Origin of the sequence: Gluconobacter sphaericus NBRC 12467 (assembly GCF_006539125.1) — a bacterium.
Lineage (GTDB): Bacteria > Pseudomonadota > Alphaproteobacteria > Acetobacterales > Acetobacteraceae > Gluconobacter > Gluconobacter sphaericus.
On the sequence record NZ_BJMK01000042.1, the window covers coordinates 1 to 16248 of the forward strand.

Annotated in this window: 13 protein-coding genes and 1 riboswitch; of the genes, 8 read left to right on the plus strand and 5 right to left on the minus strand. The window is 60.1% G+C overall.

All coding sequences use genetic code 11. From position 1 onward, the window contains the following. The first annotated feature begins 119 nt into the window (after positions 1–119). Positions 120–2060: a M61 family metallopeptidase gene (locus GSP01_RS13190; RefSeq protein ID WP_141354231.1), complete on the plus strand. Its 1941-nt coding sequence runs from the start codon at positions 120–122 to the stop codon at positions 2058–2060. A gap of 162 nt (positions 2061–2222) precedes the next feature. Here the strand turns inward: GSP01_RS13190 and GSP01_RS13195 are convergent, their stop codons facing one another. The 4 genes from GSP01_RS13195 to GSP01_RS13210 all read right to left on the minus strand — a co-directional run bounded on the left by GSP01_RS13195 (position 2223) and on the right by GSP01_RS13210 (position 9088). Beyond that, on the minus strand, positions 2223–3743 hold the full coding sequence (locus tag GSP01_RS13195; protein ID WP_228123913.1) for an efflux transporter outer membrane subunit: 1521 nt from the start codon (positions 3741–3743) through the stop codon (positions 2223–2225). Next, positions 3740–6850, minus strand: coding sequence for an efflux RND transporter permease subunit (locus GSP01_RS13200; protein WP_141354233.1), 3111 nt, complete (start codon positions 6848–6850; stop codon positions 3740–3742). Before GSP01_RS13200 ends, GSP01_RS13195 begins: the two co-directional genes overlap by 4 nt. Before the next feature lie 18 nt (positions 6851–6868). Further along, positions 6869–8005, minus strand: a complete 1137-nt coding sequence (locus GSP01_RS13205) for an efflux RND transporter periplasmic adaptor subunit (RefSeq protein WP_141354235.1) — start codon at positions 8003–8005, stop codon at positions 6869–6871. Positions 8006–8284: 279 nt separating this feature from the next. Then, positions 8285–9088: an OmpW/AlkL family protein gene (locus GSP01_RS13210; RefSeq protein ID WP_141354237.1), complete on the minus strand. Its 804-nt coding sequence runs from the start codon at positions 9086–9088 to the stop codon at positions 8285–8287. 271 nt (positions 9089–9359) lie between these two features. Between GSP01_RS13210 and GSP01_RS13215 the strand changes: the two genes are divergently transcribed. Next, complete coding sequence (locus tag GSP01_RS13215; protein ID WP_141354253.1) at positions 9360–9956, plus strand: Crp/Fnr family transcriptional regulator; 597 nt, start codon at positions 9360–9362, stop codon at positions 9954–9956. Positions 9957–10029: 73 nt separating this feature from the next. Continuing rightward, the gene (locus GSP01_RS13220) at positions 10030–10485 is read left to right on the plus strand and encodes a hypothetical protein (protein ID WP_141354239.1); all 456 of its coding nucleotides are present in this window, start codon (positions 10030–10032) and stop codon (positions 10483–10485) included. A gap of 44 nt (positions 10486–10529) precedes the next feature. Here the strand turns inward: GSP01_RS13220 and GSP01_RS13225 are convergent, their stop codons facing one another. Next, the gene (locus GSP01_RS13225; RefSeq protein WP_141354241.1) at positions 10530–11969 is read right to left on the minus strand and encodes a cryptochrome/photolyase family protein; all 1440 of its coding nucleotides are present in this window, start codon (positions 11967–11969) and stop codon (positions 10530–10532) included. A gap of 202 nt (positions 11970–12171) precedes the next feature. Here GSP01_RS13225 and GSP01_RS13230 point away from each other — a divergent pair, with 202 nt between their 5' ends. From GSP01_RS13230 to ribH, 5 genes are all read left to right on the plus strand, one after another. Further along, positions 12172–12363 carry an entericidin A/B family lipoprotein gene (locus tag GSP01_RS13230; protein WP_141354243.1) on the plus strand — a complete coding sequence of 64 codons (192 nt, stop codon included), beginning with the start codon at positions 12172–12174 and terminating at the stop codon, positions 12361–12363. 154 nt (positions 12364–12517) lie between these two features. After that, a riboswitch (FMN riboswitch) is annotated at positions 12518–12675 on the plus strand. A gap of 116 nt (positions 12676–12791) precedes the next feature. Next, complete coding sequence (gene ribD / locus GSP01_RS13235) at positions 12792–13826, plus strand: bifunctional diaminohydroxyphosphoribosylaminopyrimidine deaminase/5-amino-6-(5-phosphoribosylamino)uracil reductase RibD (protein WP_141354245.1); 1035 nt, start codon at positions 12792–12794, stop codon at positions 13824–13826. Beyond that, positions 13808–14446 carry a riboflavin synthase gene (locus GSP01_RS13240; RefSeq protein ID WP_099285972.1) on the plus strand — a complete coding sequence of 213 codons (639 nt, stop codon included), beginning with the start codon at positions 13808–13810 and terminating at the stop codon, positions 14444–14446. Before ribD ends, GSP01_RS13240 begins: the two co-directional genes overlap by 19 nt. Continuing rightward, positions 14443–15696: a 3,4-dihydroxy-2-butanone-4-phosphate synthase gene (gene ribB / locus GSP01_RS13245; RefSeq protein ID WP_141354247.1), complete on the plus strand. Its 1254-nt coding sequence runs from the start codon at positions 14443–14445 to the stop codon at positions 15694–15696. Before GSP01_RS13240 ends, ribB begins: the two co-directional genes overlap by 4 nt. Beyond that, positions 15693–16172 (plus strand): 6,7-dimethyl-8-ribityllumazine synthase, encoded by a 480-nt coding sequence (gene ribH, locus GSP01_RS13250; protein ID WP_141354249.1) that lies wholly within the window; start codon positions 15693–15695, stop codon positions 16170–16172. The genes ribB and ribH overlap by 4 nt, the downstream gene beginning before the upstream one ends. Positions 16173–16248: the final 76 nt, after the last annotated feature.

Here is a 16248-nt window from a genome sequence, read left to right on the forward strand (position 1 = left end):
CATAAGGAACCAGTGTTCCCCACCTGTAAATAAGAGCAGTCTTGCAGGCTTCCCTCTTGTGAAGGTCCACATGGCCGGTTAGGGCTTGAAGTAATTGGATTTACAAGCGGAATATCTTCATGTCCTCTCTGCGTCTTCTGACCGCCCTGACAGCTTTCAGCGGTCTGATCTCTCCCGCGCTTGCCCAGACCCAACCCATGCCGCTGCCTATGCCGGCTCCCGTTCCCGAGCCTCAGGATCGTCCCTTCCCGGGCAACCTGACGGTTTCGGTCGATGCGACGGATACGGTTCATCATGTCATGTCCATCCATGAGACGGTTCCGGTGCCGAAAGAGGCGCAGCAGAAGGGGGAGATGGTCCTTCTGTATCCAATGTGGATTCCTGGCGACCATTCCCCTACGGGCGTTATCGAACAGTTTGCCAGCCTGCGTGTACAGAGTGGGGGCCGCACACTGAACTGGAAGCGCGATACGGTTAACGTCGCCGCTTTCCACATTCCGGTCTCCAGCAGCACGCCGAGCCTGGATCTGCATTTCCAGCTTATGACCCCGATCGCGCCGGGTGTGGGCCGGGTCGTTATGACGCCGTCCATCGTCAACGTGCAGTGGGACCAGGTTTCACTGTATCCGGCTGGATACTTTACCCGCGATATTACGGTTCAGCCCTCCGTGCGTGTACCGCATGGCTGGCAGATCGGTTCGGCTCTCCGTGCTGCCACCTATGGCGATGAGACGCATTTCAACGCGACGACCTTCAATACGCTTGTGGACTCGCCGATCTATGCCGGGCGTTATTTCCGCCAGTTCGACCTAACTGGACCGGATCACGTTCCGGTTTCACTGGATGTTGTAGCGGATGATCCGGATTCACTGGACGCCACGCCACAGCAGATTGCCGCGCATCAGAACCTCGTGCGTCAGGCAACGTCTCTGTTCGGCTCGCATCATTATGACCACTACGACTTCCTGCTGGCCCTGACGGAAGAACTCGGCGGCATCGGCCTCGAGCATCACCAGTCCAGCGAGAACAGCGCGGCTCCGGGCTATTTCACGGAATGGGACAAGACGTTCCCTACGCGTGATTTGCTGGCGCATGAATACACCCATTCGTGGAACGGCAAGTATCGCCGCCCGGCCGATATGTGGGCACCGAACTTCAACACTCCACAGCGTGGCTCCCTGCTCTGGGTCTACGAAGGACAGACGCAGTACTGGGGCAATGTTCTGGCAGCGCGCTCCGGGCTCGTGACGAAGGATCAGGGCTTCGAAGCCTTAGCCTATATGGCGGCGTCCTATGACAACCAGACGGGCCGTCAGTGGCGCCCGCTGCAAGACACGACGAACGATCCGGTCATTGCGCAGCGCGCGCCCCTCTCCTGGCGCGATTGGCAGCGTTCGGAAGACTATTACGTCGAAGGCCAGCTCGTCTGGCTTGATGCTGATGCACTAATCCGCAAGATGTCGGACGGGCACAAGTCGTTAGATGATTTCGCAAAAGCCTTCTTCGGCACGAACAGCGGCAGCTTTGTTGTCAGCCCCTATCAGTTCGACGATGTGGTCACGACACTCAACAGCGTGCAGCCCTATGACTGGGCGAAGTTTCTGCATGACCGTTTGGACACGATCCAGCCGCACGCGCCGCTCGATGGCCTGACCAATGGTGGATACAAGCTGGTCTACACGTCCAAGCCGACCTCTTTCATCACGGCGAGCGAAGCTGCCCGACATGCCACGGACCTGTCCTTCTCCCTCGGTCTGACCGTGAACGGCGCCGGACATGTGGGACGTGAACACTGGATGAGCCCGGCCTTCAAGGCAGGTGTGATTCCGGGCATGACGATCCTGGCTGTCAATGACATGAGCTTCACGCCGCAGCGTCTGCTCCATGCCGTCACGAACGCGCAGAAGGATCCGAAGCAGGTTATCCGTCTGATTGTGAAGTCCGGCGACCATGTCAGCACCGTCTCTATTCCCTATCACGACGGTCTGCGTTACCCGCATCTGGAGCGCATCGAAGGTACGCCGGATCGCCTGAGCGCAATTTACGCACCGCGTCCGTAAGAAGCGGATCGGGCTGATCTGATCCTGAGAAGGATCAGGTCAGCCTGTCTGGGGCTCTGCCCCAGACCCGGCAAAGGGACGCAGTCCCTTTGATCCCGATTCCAATTAAACGGTTTCCAAATGCCGAAGCCTTTGGCGAGTTTCAGGGCAGAGCCCTGATCCTCACCACGGAACCAGAGACTTGCCGAGCGCCTTCTGCGCCGCCGGTGTCATACCCATATCATTGCGGTTCCACCAACCACCACCCAGAGCCTGGAACAGCCCCACGCTGTCGGAGAACCGCGCGCCTTCGGCCTGCACATAGGCCAACTGGGCTTGCGCATTAGTCTGTTGGGCCTGAAGCAGGACCAGTTCGCTGACATCACCCAGCCTAAGCTGCCCTTGAGCAATTTTCAGGCTCTGCGACGTTGCCTGTAGCGTATTCTCATTGGATTTCAGGGCATCAGCGTCGAACGTGACTGCATGCAGGCTGTCCGCCACGTCCTGAATGGCGGACAGAACGGTGGCTTTATAGGTCTCGTTGGCCTGAAGCAGGTTGTCGCGCGCTTGACGTTCGGCATGCAGGAGAGAACCACCCTGGAAGATCGGCTGCATGACGGTCGCAGCAATCGTCCAGTTGCCATAGCCTGGCTTGAAGAAATCACTCATGGCGCCGACGGCCTGTGCCGGCGTGGCGCTGAGCTGCACGTTCGGCAGACGGTTGGCGATGGCAACACCAATCTGGGCGCTGGCAGACTGGATCTGTGCCTGCGCTGCGCGGATGTCTGGACGCTGGTTCAACAGGTCGGCCGGCAGCGAGACCGGGAGGGTTTTCGGCAGGGTGAACTGCTCCAGTCGGAACTCAGGCAACGGCGAATTGGGGGTCACTCCAACCAGCACGGCCATCTGGTCCCGTGTCTGGGCCAGTTGCAGATTCAGATCCGGCAACGTCGCCTCAAGCTGGGCTACAGATGCCATCTGCTGGGCCATGTCCTGCCGCGATGCATTGCCGAGGCTCTGCTCGGCCGTAACGGTCTTCAGCACGGCACGCTGGCTGCGGATGAGCTCGTTCGTGGCGTCGATCTCGGCACGGATCGTGGCTTCCTCGATCGTCGCATTCACCAGATCGGAAATCATGGTCAGTGCGGTGGCTTCGAGCTGGAATTTCTGCAGGTCCGCCTGCGCTCCAGCGGCCTCGATCGCTCGGCGCGTTCCGCCCCACAGATCCGGCACATAACCGATATTCAGCTGCGCAGTGTGGACATTATAGAGCCACACATTCGAGTTCGGAACGGGAGAATAGACCTTGGACGTCTTGTTTCGCGTCGGGTTGAACGAAGCGGAGAGCGTTGGATACAGACCTGCACCCTCGATCCGCCGCTGTTCCCAGGCAGATTTGAGGCCCTGCTGCATGGCACGCAGCGATTGGTTGTTGGCAAGAGCCTGATTGACGAGCGCATTCAGGGACGGATTGCCGAACACCGTCCACCACTGGCCCGGAATATCCGCGCCAGACAGGAACTGCTGAGGAACAGTTGCACCTGTAACACCATGCCCGGCGGTCGCGGTCAGGGGCTCGCTCTCGTAGGCCGCGTGTTTTGGCAGATCAGGGCGATGGAAATCCGGACCGACCGCACAGGCGGAAAGCGCCGTCAGACATAGCAGAAACGACGCACGACGGAACATCAGAGAGCGCATCTTCATGATCCGGCTCCGTCTGTGGCAGATTGCGGATGCTTCTTCGCATCCCGGCGTTCAACCCACATTTCAAGCTCGCTGAAATAGACCGGCAGGGCGAACAGCGTCAGCAGCGTGGCGATCCCCAGACCGCCCACCACGACCGTTGCCAGACCGCGCTGCACGTCCGTGCCCACGCCCGTGGCAAGGGCAGCGGGGAACATGCCCGCCGTCGCGACCGTGGCAGTCATAAGAACCGGTCGGAACCGTTCGGCTGCACCAGCGATGGTCGCATCGCGCACGCCCAGACCTTCCGCGCGATGGCGGTTGATACTGGCGATCATGATGATACCGTTCTGCACAGCCACCCCGAACAAGGCGATGAAGCCCACGGCGGTGGCGATGTTCAGCGTCTCGCCCCGGACATGCAGCGCGATCAGGCCACCCAGCGTCGCCAGCGGCACGACACTGAGGATCAACAGGGCCTGACGGATCTTGCGGAACTCCGCGAACAGCAGCACCAGCATGACAGCGAACATCACGCCCAGCGCAATCATCAGGCGCTTTTGGGCCCGCTCTTCCTGCTGGAAAGAGCCGGCCCATTCGAGCGTGTATTTTTCCTTGTCGTAGTGCAGCTGCTGATCGATGCGACCCTGCGCATCTGCCAGATACTGCGAGAGCGGTCGTTTGCCGTTATCCACACGGATGGTGATCTGGCGATGGCTCATTTCATGGGCGATGTTGCTTTCACCCATATGCAGCCCGACATGCGCGACCTGTGACAGCGGGATATAAGCCCCTTCCGCATCCAGAAGCGGAATCTGCGACAGGGCCTGCATGTCCTGCAAATCCTTGCGGCGGATATGCAGCGTCGCATTGTAGAAGCGATCATCTACATAGACGGTCGTGATGGGAGCATCGCCGATGGCATTCGATACCACGTCGGAAATATCCGAGATGTTGATACCATACCGGGCCGCAGCCAAACGGTCGGCCACTACGTCGATCTGTGGGATGCGCGGCTCCTGAAAGATCGACGCTTCGGCCGTCCCCGGAACCTGATGAAGAATGTCCACAATCTGTTGGCCAATACGGCGCAGTTCCTGGAAATCATTGCCATAAACACGCAGGACGAGTGGGCTGTGCGCTCCGCCGACCAGATCGCTCATATTGTCCTGGATCGGCTGGCTGATGCCGAAATCGATCCCCGGAATCCTGGACAAACGGGCGCGTAGACGTTCGACGAACTGCGATTTTGTCTCGCCGGACGGCCACTGGTCATACGGCTTGAGCCCAACCGGCATTTCGATATGAGACGGCGTCCAGGGGTCGGTACCGTCATCAGAGCGGCCAAGCTGAGTGATGGCGTAGGACGTCTCGGGGAACTCGCGGATCGCATGCCGTAGTTCGTTGGCAATGGATTCGCCCTTTTCCAGCGAAATACCCGTCGGCATCTGCACCTGAAGCCAGAGCGACCCCTCGTCCAGATCGGGCAGGAATTCACGTCCGATCGTCGCGCCCAGGATCACGACCGCGACCATGGCGGCAGCACCGGCACCATAGGCGATCAGTGGACGGTCGATGAAATGGCCGAGCCAGTGCGTATAACGCGCATGCAGCCATTCCAGCGGTCGGTTGTGCCAGATGTGTCTGGGCTTGTGCAGAGCCAGATAGGTCAGGGACGGAATGAGCGTCAGGGCGCAGAGCAACGCACCCAGCAGCGCGAAGCTGACGGTATAGGCCATCGGACGAAACAGCTTGCCCTCACTGCCCTCGAAGGCAAAGAGCGGGCTGTAGGCCACGATGATGACGAGCGTTGACGAGAAGATCGCCCTTCCTGCGCGCTGGGCGACGGATAGGACTTCGGACGGCACGAGCGCTTCGGTCGGGCGCTCCTCGCGGATACGGAGGATCGTCTCGGTGATGACGATCGCACCATCCACGATCACGCCGAAATCGATGGCGCCGAGCGAAAACAGGTTCGCCGACATGCCAAAGCTGTGCATCAGCACGAACACGACCGACAGCGCGAGCGGTATTGTCACGGCGGTGACGATGGCACTGCGGGGGCTGCCAAGGAACAGGGTCAGGATCACGCCGACGAGGAGAATACCCTCGATCATCGTTTCCGTGACCTTGTGGGTCGTGGACAGGACCAGATGATCACGGTCCATATAAGGCACGATGCGGACATGGCTCGGCGCGAGCTGCTGCTGGAGCTTGGCCACCGTGCTGTGGAGCCCGTCGAGCACGAGTGAGGGGTTTTCCCCGCTCAGCATCGTCACCACACCTTCGATGGTGTCGGGATTCTTGTCTTTACCCAGAATGCCCTGACGGACCTGATGCCCGAACTGGACCTGCCCCAGATCTTTGACGAAGACCGGGACACCGCCATGGCTGGCAACGACGATGTTGCCCATGTCATCCAGCGTATGGATCATGCCGATCCCGCGAATGATGTAAGACTGCTCGCCCCGGCTGACGCGGCCGCCGCCGGCATTGGCGTTGCTGTTGCGGATGGCCGTCAGTACGTCCTCAAGACCGACATGATAGCGTATCATGGAGGCCGGATCGAGAACGAGCTGGTACTCGCGAGTCAGACCGCCGAAATTGTCCACGTTGACGACGCCAGGCACATGCTGGATCGCCGGAATGACGGTCCAGCGCTGAAGATCGGACAACTCCAGAAGGTTCTTGTCGTCGGATTCCAGCGTATAGCGATAAATCTCGCCGCTCGGGCCGGAAATTGGGCCGAGCGACGGCATGGCACCGTTGCTTAGTGGGTTGTTGGCAAGCTGCGTCTCCACAAGCTGGCGCGCCGCGTAGACATTTGTGCCTTCACGGAAGATCAGCGTGATCAGCGACAGGCCGAACGTACTGGTGGAGCGGCTGTCTGTCACGCCCGGAACGCTGGCCAGCGTCCGCTCGAGCGGGATCGTGACCTGCTGCTCCATTTCCTCGGCAGCCAGACCTTCCTGCTGCGTCGTGATCGACACACTGACCGCGCCCAGATCCGGATAGGCCTCGACCGGTAGGATCTTCCAGGAAAGACCACCGAGAAGCGCCAGGATGAGGGCGGAAAAGAAAACGATGTTCCGGTGGTTGAAGCACCAGGAGATGAAACGTTCGATCATCAGCTCAGGGCCACCGGATCAGTCATCATTCAAAAGAATGGCACCGCTCGTCACGACGCGTTCGCCGGCGGAAAGCCCTTTGAGCACACGGACACTGTCGCCCTCGTCATAGCTGATGACGATGTCGCGACGCTGGAATATCCGCGGCGCAACTTCGACGAAAACGGACACCTGATCGTTGTTCATCAGGAGTGCGGTCTTGGGGATGATGATATCATTGCCCTGCGGGACATTCAGCGTCGCATCCACGAACATGCCTGGGCGCAGGGCACCATCGGTGTTCGGGCAGGCGATATAGGCATTCACCCGACGCGTATCGGTATGGAGTGCAGGATCGAAGCTGACGACACGTCCGGAGCAGGTTCGCCCCGGGAATTCATCGAAGCGAACCGAGAGCACATTGTCGTTGTTGATCTGCGCCAGGTTGTCCTGCGGAATGGCGGCTGCAATCCAGACTTCGGACAGGTCGAGAACCGTCATCTGTATCGCAGTCGGGTCGGTGATGTTCTCGCCTGGTGCCATGGTCGTCATGGACACAACACCATCTACCGGCGAGATGAGCGGGGCCTGTCCCTGGGACGAATAGCCCGGACGTGCGCCCAAAACCTGAAGCCTGCGCTGTGTTCGCTCGGCTTCCGCCTGAGCCTGTGCCAGATCATTGCGAGCAGATTCCAGATCCTTGACGGCATTGCCGCCGATCGCCTGAACGCCCTGGGCGCGGGTATAAGCCCGGCGTGCGAAATCAAGGGTCGCGCGGGCACGGGTATCATCGGCCCAGGCCTGATCCAGATCGCCGGCGGCAATCGTCGCGAGGACCTGTCCGCGATGGACCTTCTGGCCCAGATGGACCGAAACACCGGTGATCCGCCCGGTGACAGGCGCGTAGACATTCACCTGCCGGTCGGGTGCCGTCATGATCTGTGCAGGGAGCACGAGACCATGACCGCGGGAAACGCTGGCAACCTCCTGGATGATCAGGCGTTTCTCAAGCGGGCTACCTTCGCGCACGACAAAGTGCCCCTGCAACTGCGTCACCATGGGGGACTCGACCGCTGCAACGGGTGAATGCGGGGTTCGGAACCGCAGGACGATAAAGAAAAGGATGGCCAGGCATAGCAGGCCTATGGCCAGCGCGCCGACGCGTGGAACGCGCATGCTAATAGAAAACCCCGTAACTCTGTCAGAACAGACGACCCGTTTCGTCCGGAACGTCTGAAAAATGATATATCGGCCACCAGTCAGACATTTTCATGGCAGACGGCCTGACCATACCCATGGCAGCACGACAGATGTCACATAAGGAAATGACGGGACTTTTGCACTTCCCGAATGATCTCATTGCAAAAGTTTTATGAGACTGCCACAAAAATGAAAAAAAGCGGCCCCTCTTTAAGAGGGGCCGCTTTTCTCAATACCCGTATCCTGACCTGAGAATCAGAAGCGGTATTCGATACCAGCACCAACGACGGTCGGGTCAAGGGAATCATGAGCCGTAATCTTTGTGGTCTCGGCATTGTTCTGCGCCCAGGCATGGACCCGCATGAACATCTGCTTCACGTCAAAATTGAAGAACCAGTTGCCAACGACCTGGTAGTCGAAACCGACATTGACGGACGGGCCACCGGTTACGCCGAGGTTCAGTTTCTGGGTCAGAGGGCCGCCTGCGGGAGAAACGTTGTGGAACCAGGCCAACGTGGCGCCGACACCCACATACGGATTGAAACGCTTGTGCGGACGGAAATGCCAGGCGAACGTGACCGTCGGCGGCAGAACCCAGGCGCTGCCGACATCGACCTTACCCAGACCCGGAACGCCTTCAGCAGCGATTTCGTGACGGGTGCTGGCCGCAATTAGGTCCACAGATACATTGTCCGTGAAGAAATATTCAAACGTCAGTTCCGGCATGACCTGACGCGTCGTCTTCACACGGCCACCAAGATGGGCGCCGTTCAGAGACAGGCTGCTGTCACGGTCTTCCGGCAAGACGCCGAGAGCGGACAGACGGACGATGAAATCGCCCTTGCCGAGGCCGATACGTGTATTGGCGCAGGTCTGGAACAAACCGCAGTGCCCCGATGCAGGAGCATGGATGTTTACGGAAGGCACTGGAGCTGCTGTCATGGGGGCGCTGACCATGACTTGCGGCGCGGCAGGAGCGGCGGCGGGGGTCGTTTGGGCAAATGCCGGAGTGGCAACGGCACCAACTGCGGCAGCCAGCGCGAAAACGTTAAATTTCATCTGGATGTTCCATCAACATTTGTTGAGCCTCACAAAGCACTCCTCCCCACCCATCACCTTGACCTGAATCAAGTCTGGTAAATTATGTGGTAGTGTGGCTGAAAGTCTTCAGGCTGAGGTCAGCACAACGCAAACGGGGTTCATCATGTCAGCGTCACATAGTGCAGAGGATGTCCATGATCGATGCGCCCATTGCGTGGGGCGGCGTCTGAGTATCTGCAACAGCATTGATGACTGTGACCTGGCCATTCTTGCCAATGAATCTTCCCGCATGACAGTCGCGGACGGCCGTTCCTTTATCGAGGAAGGCGAACCGGCCAATGATTTCTTTGTCGTGACCGGCGGGCGGGTCAAGCTCTTTACCCTTCTTCCAGATGGCCGGCGCCAGATCACCGGCTTTGCGGAAGGCGGGGACTTCCTGGGACTTGCCGCTTCCACCAGCTATGCCTTCGGGGCCGAGGCTCTTGGCGGCGCCACGCTCTGCCGCTTCCCCCATGCAGGCATGCAGCGCCTGACCGAACGGTTCCCCAGCCTCGAACACCGCCTGCGCGAGGAAGCTTCCCGCGAACTGGCCCTGATGCAGGCCCGCATGACGCTTCTGGGACGCAAGACGGCCCGTGAGCGCGTGGCCACATTCCTGATCGAACGTTGCTCCCATCTGGACCGGCCGGACCCATCCCACACGATCGAACTCGATCTACCGATGCCACGCACTGATATTGCGGATTATCTTGGACTCACTATTGAGACAGTCAGCCGGATCCTAAGCGCATTCAAAAAAGAGAAACTCATCAATATTAGAAGCATCACCCATATCAAATTACTGGACCCAGAACGGATATCGATGATTGCCGAGGGTATGGAATAGGTCTTTTCAGAAACAGCCACATTCCCGCCATCAGGGCGTGCTCTATTTTATTGATCTGTTTACAGGAGATTTTATGAACTTCCCTCTCTTTTCCCGCTCGATGCTTGCTGTAGGACTAATTGCCAGCGCGGTTTCCCTCGCGCCGCAGGCTCATGCAGCAGAGAGCACGACCTCGAGCACCTGCCAGCAGAATGGTCAGACCGGTGTCCTCGGTCGTCTGGCACAGCGGGAAGACTGCCTGAACAGTAAGGTTCAGAACTATCAAAAGCAGTCCCAGGACGCGCAGGCCGCTCGTGAAAAGCGGATTCAGGACCTGAAGGACAAGTACACGAACGCCCCGGCCAACCAGAAGGCTCGCCTGCAGAAACAGATCAGCAGCGAACAGTCCAAGCTGACCAACTTGCGTGACCAGCAGACCCAGCGCCTGCAGCAACTCAAGAATGCGCCGCAGGAACAGCGCGACCGTGTCAACGCCCTCGGCAACAAGACGCGCAGCGACGTGAACAACTTCCTAAACGGCGGTCTCTAATCTGCTCGCTCCGGCCCTTCTGACGGGGCCGGATTTTCAGGGCCTTAAAGGGTCCTGAACGCCTGAAGGGCACGGTCCCGCCCGTCCTTCAGATCGACGATGGGGCGGGGATAGTTTCTCCCAAGAACGACGCCCCCCCTTCGCAGATCCTCGTCTCCCGTTGCCCAGGGCTCGAACAATGCCTTGCCGGAAAGACGGCGTAGCTCGGGAACCCACTGACGGATATAATCGCCGTCCGGGTCAAACTTCTCGGCCTGTCGCGTGGGATTGAAAACCCGGAAGAACGGCGTGGCTTCAATGCCCGTGCCGGCTACCCATTGCCAGTTCATGGCATTGTTCGCGAAATCCGCATCCACAAGCGTATCGCGGAACCAGGCTTCCCCTTCCTTCCAGTCGATCAGCAGATGCTTCGTCAGAAAAGACCCTACGATCATGCGCGCCCTGTTATGCATCCAGCCGGTCTGCCAGAGCTGACGCATTCCGGCATCCACGATGGGCACTCCCGTCTGCCCGCGCTGCCAGGCTTTCAGATCGGCCAAACTCTTCCGCCATTGCATTCCGGAAAACTTGGGGTTCAGGTTTTCAAACGGCAGTTTCGGCAGGTGATACAGCGTGTAACGGGCGAATTCCCTCCAGCCGAGTTCAGACAGGAAAATCCGCGGTCCCTCCGTATGTGCACCGTGCTTCTGAAGCGAGGCCCAAACCTGCCGAGGCGATACTGCACCGGAGGCGAGATAGGGCGACAGGCGGGACGTTCCTTCCTCCGCCACCCGGTCCCGGCCTTTAGGATAGCCCGCGACGGAATTCTTTAGAAAATCTTCAAGATGCTCCTGCCCTTCGGCCTCGCCCGTCTCCCAGGCTTTGCGAAAACCTACCGCCCAGTCCGGCGCCTGCGGACAGAGGCTTCCCTCGTTCAGTCGGGCATCGGACAGGACAGAGTCCGGCACGGCATGGAACGACAGACGGGACGGCGTTTCGAGCGGTTCGGAAACTGCATGGGTCTGAAGCGCTTTCCAGAACGACCCGCAGACCTTGTAGAATCCGCCCTGTTTCGTCTGCACGCTCTCCGGATCGACCAGAACCGTGCCCCATTGCGCGTGAACCTCAGATCCCTGCTCTTCCAGCGCCTGCCGGATGCGATCATCCAGCGCCCGCTCGCGTTCATGCAAACGATGATGCCAGTGAACAGAGGCCGCATCCGTCTGTTTCGCGAGCTGCGGAAGCAGCTTTTCAGCCGAGCCGGAAAGCGTCAGCAGCGTTCCGCCCTGTTTTTCCAGGTTCCGTCGCAAATCAGCCAGCGCTCCATGAAGCCACCAGCGTGCGGCCGCTCCGAGAGGGTGGAGAGGCGGCGTGACATCATCAAGAATGTAGAGACAGATCAGCGGCCGGCCGGAAGCAGCGGCTTCATGCAGGGCAGGATGGTCTGCCATGCGCAGATCATCTCGAAACCAGACAATGACAGGACGGTTCTGGGAGCTGGACATGGATCCTCACAGCAGAAGAAAAAAATTAGCAAAACGCGTAACGGCGCAGGTCGTTCAGAAAGAGCCCCGTCAGAAGGGTATCAAGTCATTTTCTCGGTCTGAACGGCTCATTACCTGAGAAAAAAATTCCTCTTCCTATTATGAACCATTGTCATTGGATGTCGTTTACAAGGCAAAACGCTCTTTTAGAGGATTTTTACCTATGTCCACCAAATCCATCGCGCGCGTTGCCCTATCCTTGGCTCTTCTGTCCGGTGCAGGTGTTTCGCTCTCGGCCTGCAATACCGTTCATGGCGCCGGTCAGGACGTGAGTTCGATCGGGCATGACGTTTCTCGCGGGGCCAATGCCACACAAAACGCCATTCAGCGTAACATCCCGGCTTCCCGAAATTGAGCCTCTTCTCCGGGTTATTGGACAGGCCGCCAGCTCTTCGGATCTGGCGGCTTTTTCGTATCGGCCCAACAGACCGGATCTGTCCTCACTGGAGTGCGAACGCATTTTTGCTTGTCATTCCCGTCCGGACGGTTCCATAGTTCTTCTTGAACACAGACGTTCTCAGGGCGGGGTGAAATTCCCCACCGGCGGTATTGGCGGTTTTCCCCGCCTCAGCCCGCGAGCGCCTTCCGGATTTCGGTCAGGAAGGGACAAGCAGATCCGGTGAGACTCCGGAGCCGACGGTTATAGTCCGGATGGAAGAGAACGCAGCACTTGTCCGGTCGCGGACAGGTTGGGTACTTGCAGCCCCGCCTGTTTTTCGCTCCGGCTGAGGGCGGCGTGCGCCTTGCGGACGTCCCGATCGTAACGGGACCAGAAGACGCAACTTGCCTGACCAGACCACCTTTTCCGACACAGTAGCACCGAGCGCCATTCGCGACGGATTTCGTGCGGCCATCTCGCAGGCTGTCGAGACCTTTGGTGCCACGGCACCCAACCCGTCCGTCGGATGTGCGCTGCTGGATGCCGAAGGTCGTGTCCTGACGGTCGGCGTTCATCCACGCGCGGGACAGCCCCACGCTGAAGCCATGGCTCTGGCGCAGGCCCGGGCGGCAGGCGTTCTGGATCAGGCACGGGTGGCTCTTGTCACGCTGGAGCCGTGCAATCACACCGGGCGCACCCCTCCATGCAGCGAAGCCCTTCGCAACAGCCCGGTTCAGGAAGTCTGGATTGGTGCGGCCGATCCAAACCCGCAGGCCTCCGGCGGAGCAGACCGGCTGCGCGAAGAGCCCGGCGCAAAGCGCGTGGTCATGCTGGCGGACCGGCCGCACATGGCAGATCTGGCGCGGGAATGCCGCGCTCTTCTGGCCCCTTTCGTAAGCCGCGTCGTCCGGCGCCGCCCGTGGATCAGCGTCAAGCAGGCGCTGGACGAACACGGCTCCATGGTGCCGCCGCCGGGGCAGAAAACCTTCACATCTCCGGACTCGCTCGTCCTCGCGCATCGCCTGCGCCGGGCGACGGATGCGATCATCACCGGGATCGGCACCGTTCTGGCAGACCGCCCGCGCTTCACGGTCCGGCATGTCCCGGACCATGAGGGCCGCAAGCCGCGCCTTCTGGTCGTCTGCGACCGCCACGGCCGCCTTCCGGCGGACTGGGTTGCGGAGATGACAGAAAATGGGTTCGAGGTCCTTACCAGTTCCGACCTGCTCTCCGTCCCGGCCCTGCTGGCGGAGCGCGGCGCAAACTGGGCGATGATCGAAGCCGGACCGGCCCTGCTGGCCTCCGTCGCCGAGGCCGGGCTGTGGGACGACTGGCTCACCATTCATAAAACTGCGGCCACTGACCGCATCGATCTGAAATCGCGGGACGAAAGCCCGCTGCGACTGCTGAGGGAAAACGCATGTTCTCTGGAATCATAGAGCGTCTGGGCACAGTCCGCGCCGCCTCCGTCCGCGACAAGGCCATGGACCTGACCGTAGAGACCGGATTCCCCGATCTGGAACTCGGCGAAAGCGTGGCGATCAATGGTGTGTGTCTGACGGTCGAGACTTTCGATTCAGCAGGCGTGGCGACGTTCCATCTCAGCGGCGAGACGCTGTCCCGAACACCGCTGGACCAGCTGAAAACCGGATCGCGCGTCAATCTGGAACGCGCCGTCGCCGCCAGCACGCGCCTTTCAGGCCATATCGTGCAGGGCCATGTGGATGGCGTGGCGACCCTCGCCAGTGTTGAAAAAGCGGGCGATTCCTATGCCCTGCGCGTGTTCGTCCCGCAGGCGCTGCGCCAGTATGTCGTGGAAAAGGGCTCCATCACCTTCGACGGCATCAGCCTGACGGTGAACGATCTGCATGATGACATCACGCGCGGCAATCAGCCCGGTTTTGAAGTCGGCCTGACGATCATCCCGCACACCTGGGAGCACACCAACCTCTCCACGCTGTCGGTCGGAGACCGGATGGATGTGGAAGTCGATGTGCTGTCCAAATATGTCGAGAACCTGCTGCGGTTCTCCCCCAGCCTTGGAAAGGTGGCCTCATGAAGCCGTCCCTGAAAGCCGCCATCGAGGCCATCCGCGCCGGTGGCATGGTCGTCATGGTCGATGACGAAAACCGGGAGAACGAGGGCGATCTGGTCATGGCGGCACAGTTCGCCACGCCGGAAGCCATCAACTTCATGGTCCGCGAGGCGCGCGGGCTGATCTGCCTGCCGCTGGAAGCCGAACAGGCCGACCGCCTGGCCCTGCCCCCGATGGTGGCACGCAACCGCGACCCGCGCGGCACGGCCTTCACGGTTTCGATCGAAGCGGCAACAGGTGTGACGACCGGCATTTCTGCCGCCGACCGCGCCCGCACGATCGTCATCGCCGCCAATCCGACTGCGACACCGGAAGACGTCGTATCACCCGGTCACATTTTCCCGCTTCGGGCACACCCTGAAGGCGTTCTGGGCCGCAACGGTCATACGGAAGGTTCGATCGACATCGCGCGTCTGGCCGGGCTGGAGCCCGCAGGCGTGATCTGCGAGATCATGGCCGATGACGGCAGCATGATGCGCCTGCCCGAACTGCGAAAATATGCAGCACGCCACAACATGCCCATCGTCAGCATCGCGGATCTTCAGGAGTGGTGCCGCGAGCATGGCCGTGGGCCCGTCGCAGACCATGACCTGATCTGCACACCTGTTCCAGCTGCGGGCGAAATGGTGGCCGAATCCGCCCTCCCCAGCATTTTCGGCGGCCACGATCTGCGCATTCATGCCTTCCGCGCTGTCGATGGCGTAGAACATGTCGCGCTGGTGAAGGGCGATCCATCCAAAGGCGTGCCGCTGGTGCGTCTGCATTCGGAATGTGTGACGGGCGATGCGCTCGGCTCCATGCGCTGCGACTGTGGCGCGCAGCTCCGCGAGGCTCTGGAGCGGATTTCGGCATCCGAATCCGGCGTGCTGGTCTATCTGCGGGGCCATGAAGGCCGTGGGATCGGACTGGCCAACAAGATCCGCGCTTACGAGCTTCAGGATCATGGGATGGATACAGTGGAAGCCAACGAGGCCCTCGGCCTGCCCGCCGATGCCCGCGAATGGGATGCGGCCGCCGACCTGCTGCGGCATCTGGGCGTGAGTTCGCTCCGCCTTCTGACGAACAATCCGGACAAGGAATCCAACCTCGTCCGCTTCGGCTTTGACGTGAAATCCAGCGAGCGGCTGGAAATCGAAGCCAATCCTTTCAATCGGGCCTATCTTGCGACCAAACGCACGCGGATGGGCCATTTCCTTCAGGAACAGCCGGCATGAGCAAGCATATCCCCGTCGCCCCCGACCTGCGTCTTTCGCCTGCGCCGAAAATGGCCATCGTGGTCAGCCGCTTCAACACGAACATTACGGGCGGCCTGAAAAACGGTTCGCTCGAATGGCTGGAGGAGCGCGGCATCACGGATGTGGACGTCTATGACGCGCCTGGCGCTTTCGAACTGCCGCTTCTGGCCCAGCGTCTGGCGAAGTCCGGAAAATATGAAGGCGTGATCTGCCTTGGCTGCGTCATCAAGGGCGACACCGCGCATTTCGAGTTCATCTCGCTCGGCGCGACCATCGGCATCATGCAGGCCCAGCTTGCCACCGAAGTACCGATCGCTTTCGGAATCCTCACGACCTACACAGAACAGCAGGCCGTAGATCGCTCCCGCAAGGACGCTGAAAACAAAGGGCGCGAAGCCGCGGCTGCCTGCGTTGAAAGCGTCGCCTTCCTGCGTAACGTTCCCGGCCAGCTCTGACCATATCATGATTCCTGATGGTTTGCGGAATATCTTCCGTAACCATCAGGAACGATCCTCATCGGCTATGAAGGCG

What these genes read in the sequence shown, in the direction of transcription:
- GSP01_RS13190 (WP_141354231.1), top strand. Translation starts at nt 120, where the DNA reads ATGTCCTCTCTGCGTCTTCTGACCGCCCTGACAGCTTTCAGCGGTCTG.
- GSP01_RS13195 (WP_228123913.1), bottom strand. Translation starts at nt 3,743, where the DNA reads ATGAAGATGCGCTCTCTGATGTTCCGTCGTGCGTCGTTTCTGCTATGT.
- GSP01_RS13200 (WP_141354233.1), bottom strand. Translation starts at nt 6,850, where the DNA reads ATGATCGAACGTTTCATCTCCTGGTGCTTCAACCACCGGAACATCGTT.
- GSP01_RS13205 (WP_141354235.1), bottom strand. Translation starts at nt 8,005, where the DNA reads ATGCGCGTTCCACGCGTCGGCGCGCTGGCCATAGGCCTGCTATGCCTG.
- GSP01_RS13210 (WP_141354237.1), bottom strand. Translation starts at nt 9,088, where the DNA reads ATGAAATTTAACGTTTTCGCGCTGGCTGCCGCAGTTGGTGCCGTTGCC.
- GSP01_RS13215 (WP_141354253.1), top strand. Translation starts at nt 9,360, where the DNA reads ATGACAGTCGCGGACGGCCGTTCCTTTATCGAGGAAGGCGAACCGGCC.
- GSP01_RS13220 (WP_141354239.1), top strand. Translation starts at nt 10,030, where the DNA reads ATGAACTTCCCTCTCTTTTCCCGCTCGATGCTTGCTGTAGGACTAATT.
- GSP01_RS13225 (WP_141354241.1), bottom strand. Translation starts at nt 11,969, where the DNA reads ATGTCCAGCTCCCAGAACCGTCCTGTCATTGTCTGGTTTCGAGATGAT.
- GSP01_RS13230 (WP_141354243.1), top strand. Translation starts at nt 12,172, where the DNA reads ATGTCCACCAAATCCATCGCGCGCGTTGCCCTATCCTTGGCTCTTCTG.
- GSP01_RS13240 (WP_099285972.1), top strand. Translation starts at nt 13,808, where the DNA reads ATGTTCTCTGGAATCATAGAGCGTCTGGGCACAGTCCGCGCCGCCTCC.
- ribB (WP_141354247.1), top strand. Translation starts at nt 14,443, where the DNA reads ATGAAGCCGTCCCTGAAAGCCGCCATCGAGGCCATCCGCGCCGGTGGC.
- ribH (WP_141354249.1), top strand. Translation starts at nt 15,693, where the DNA reads ATGAGCAAGCATATCCCCGTCGCCCCCGACCTGCGTCTTTCGCCTGCG.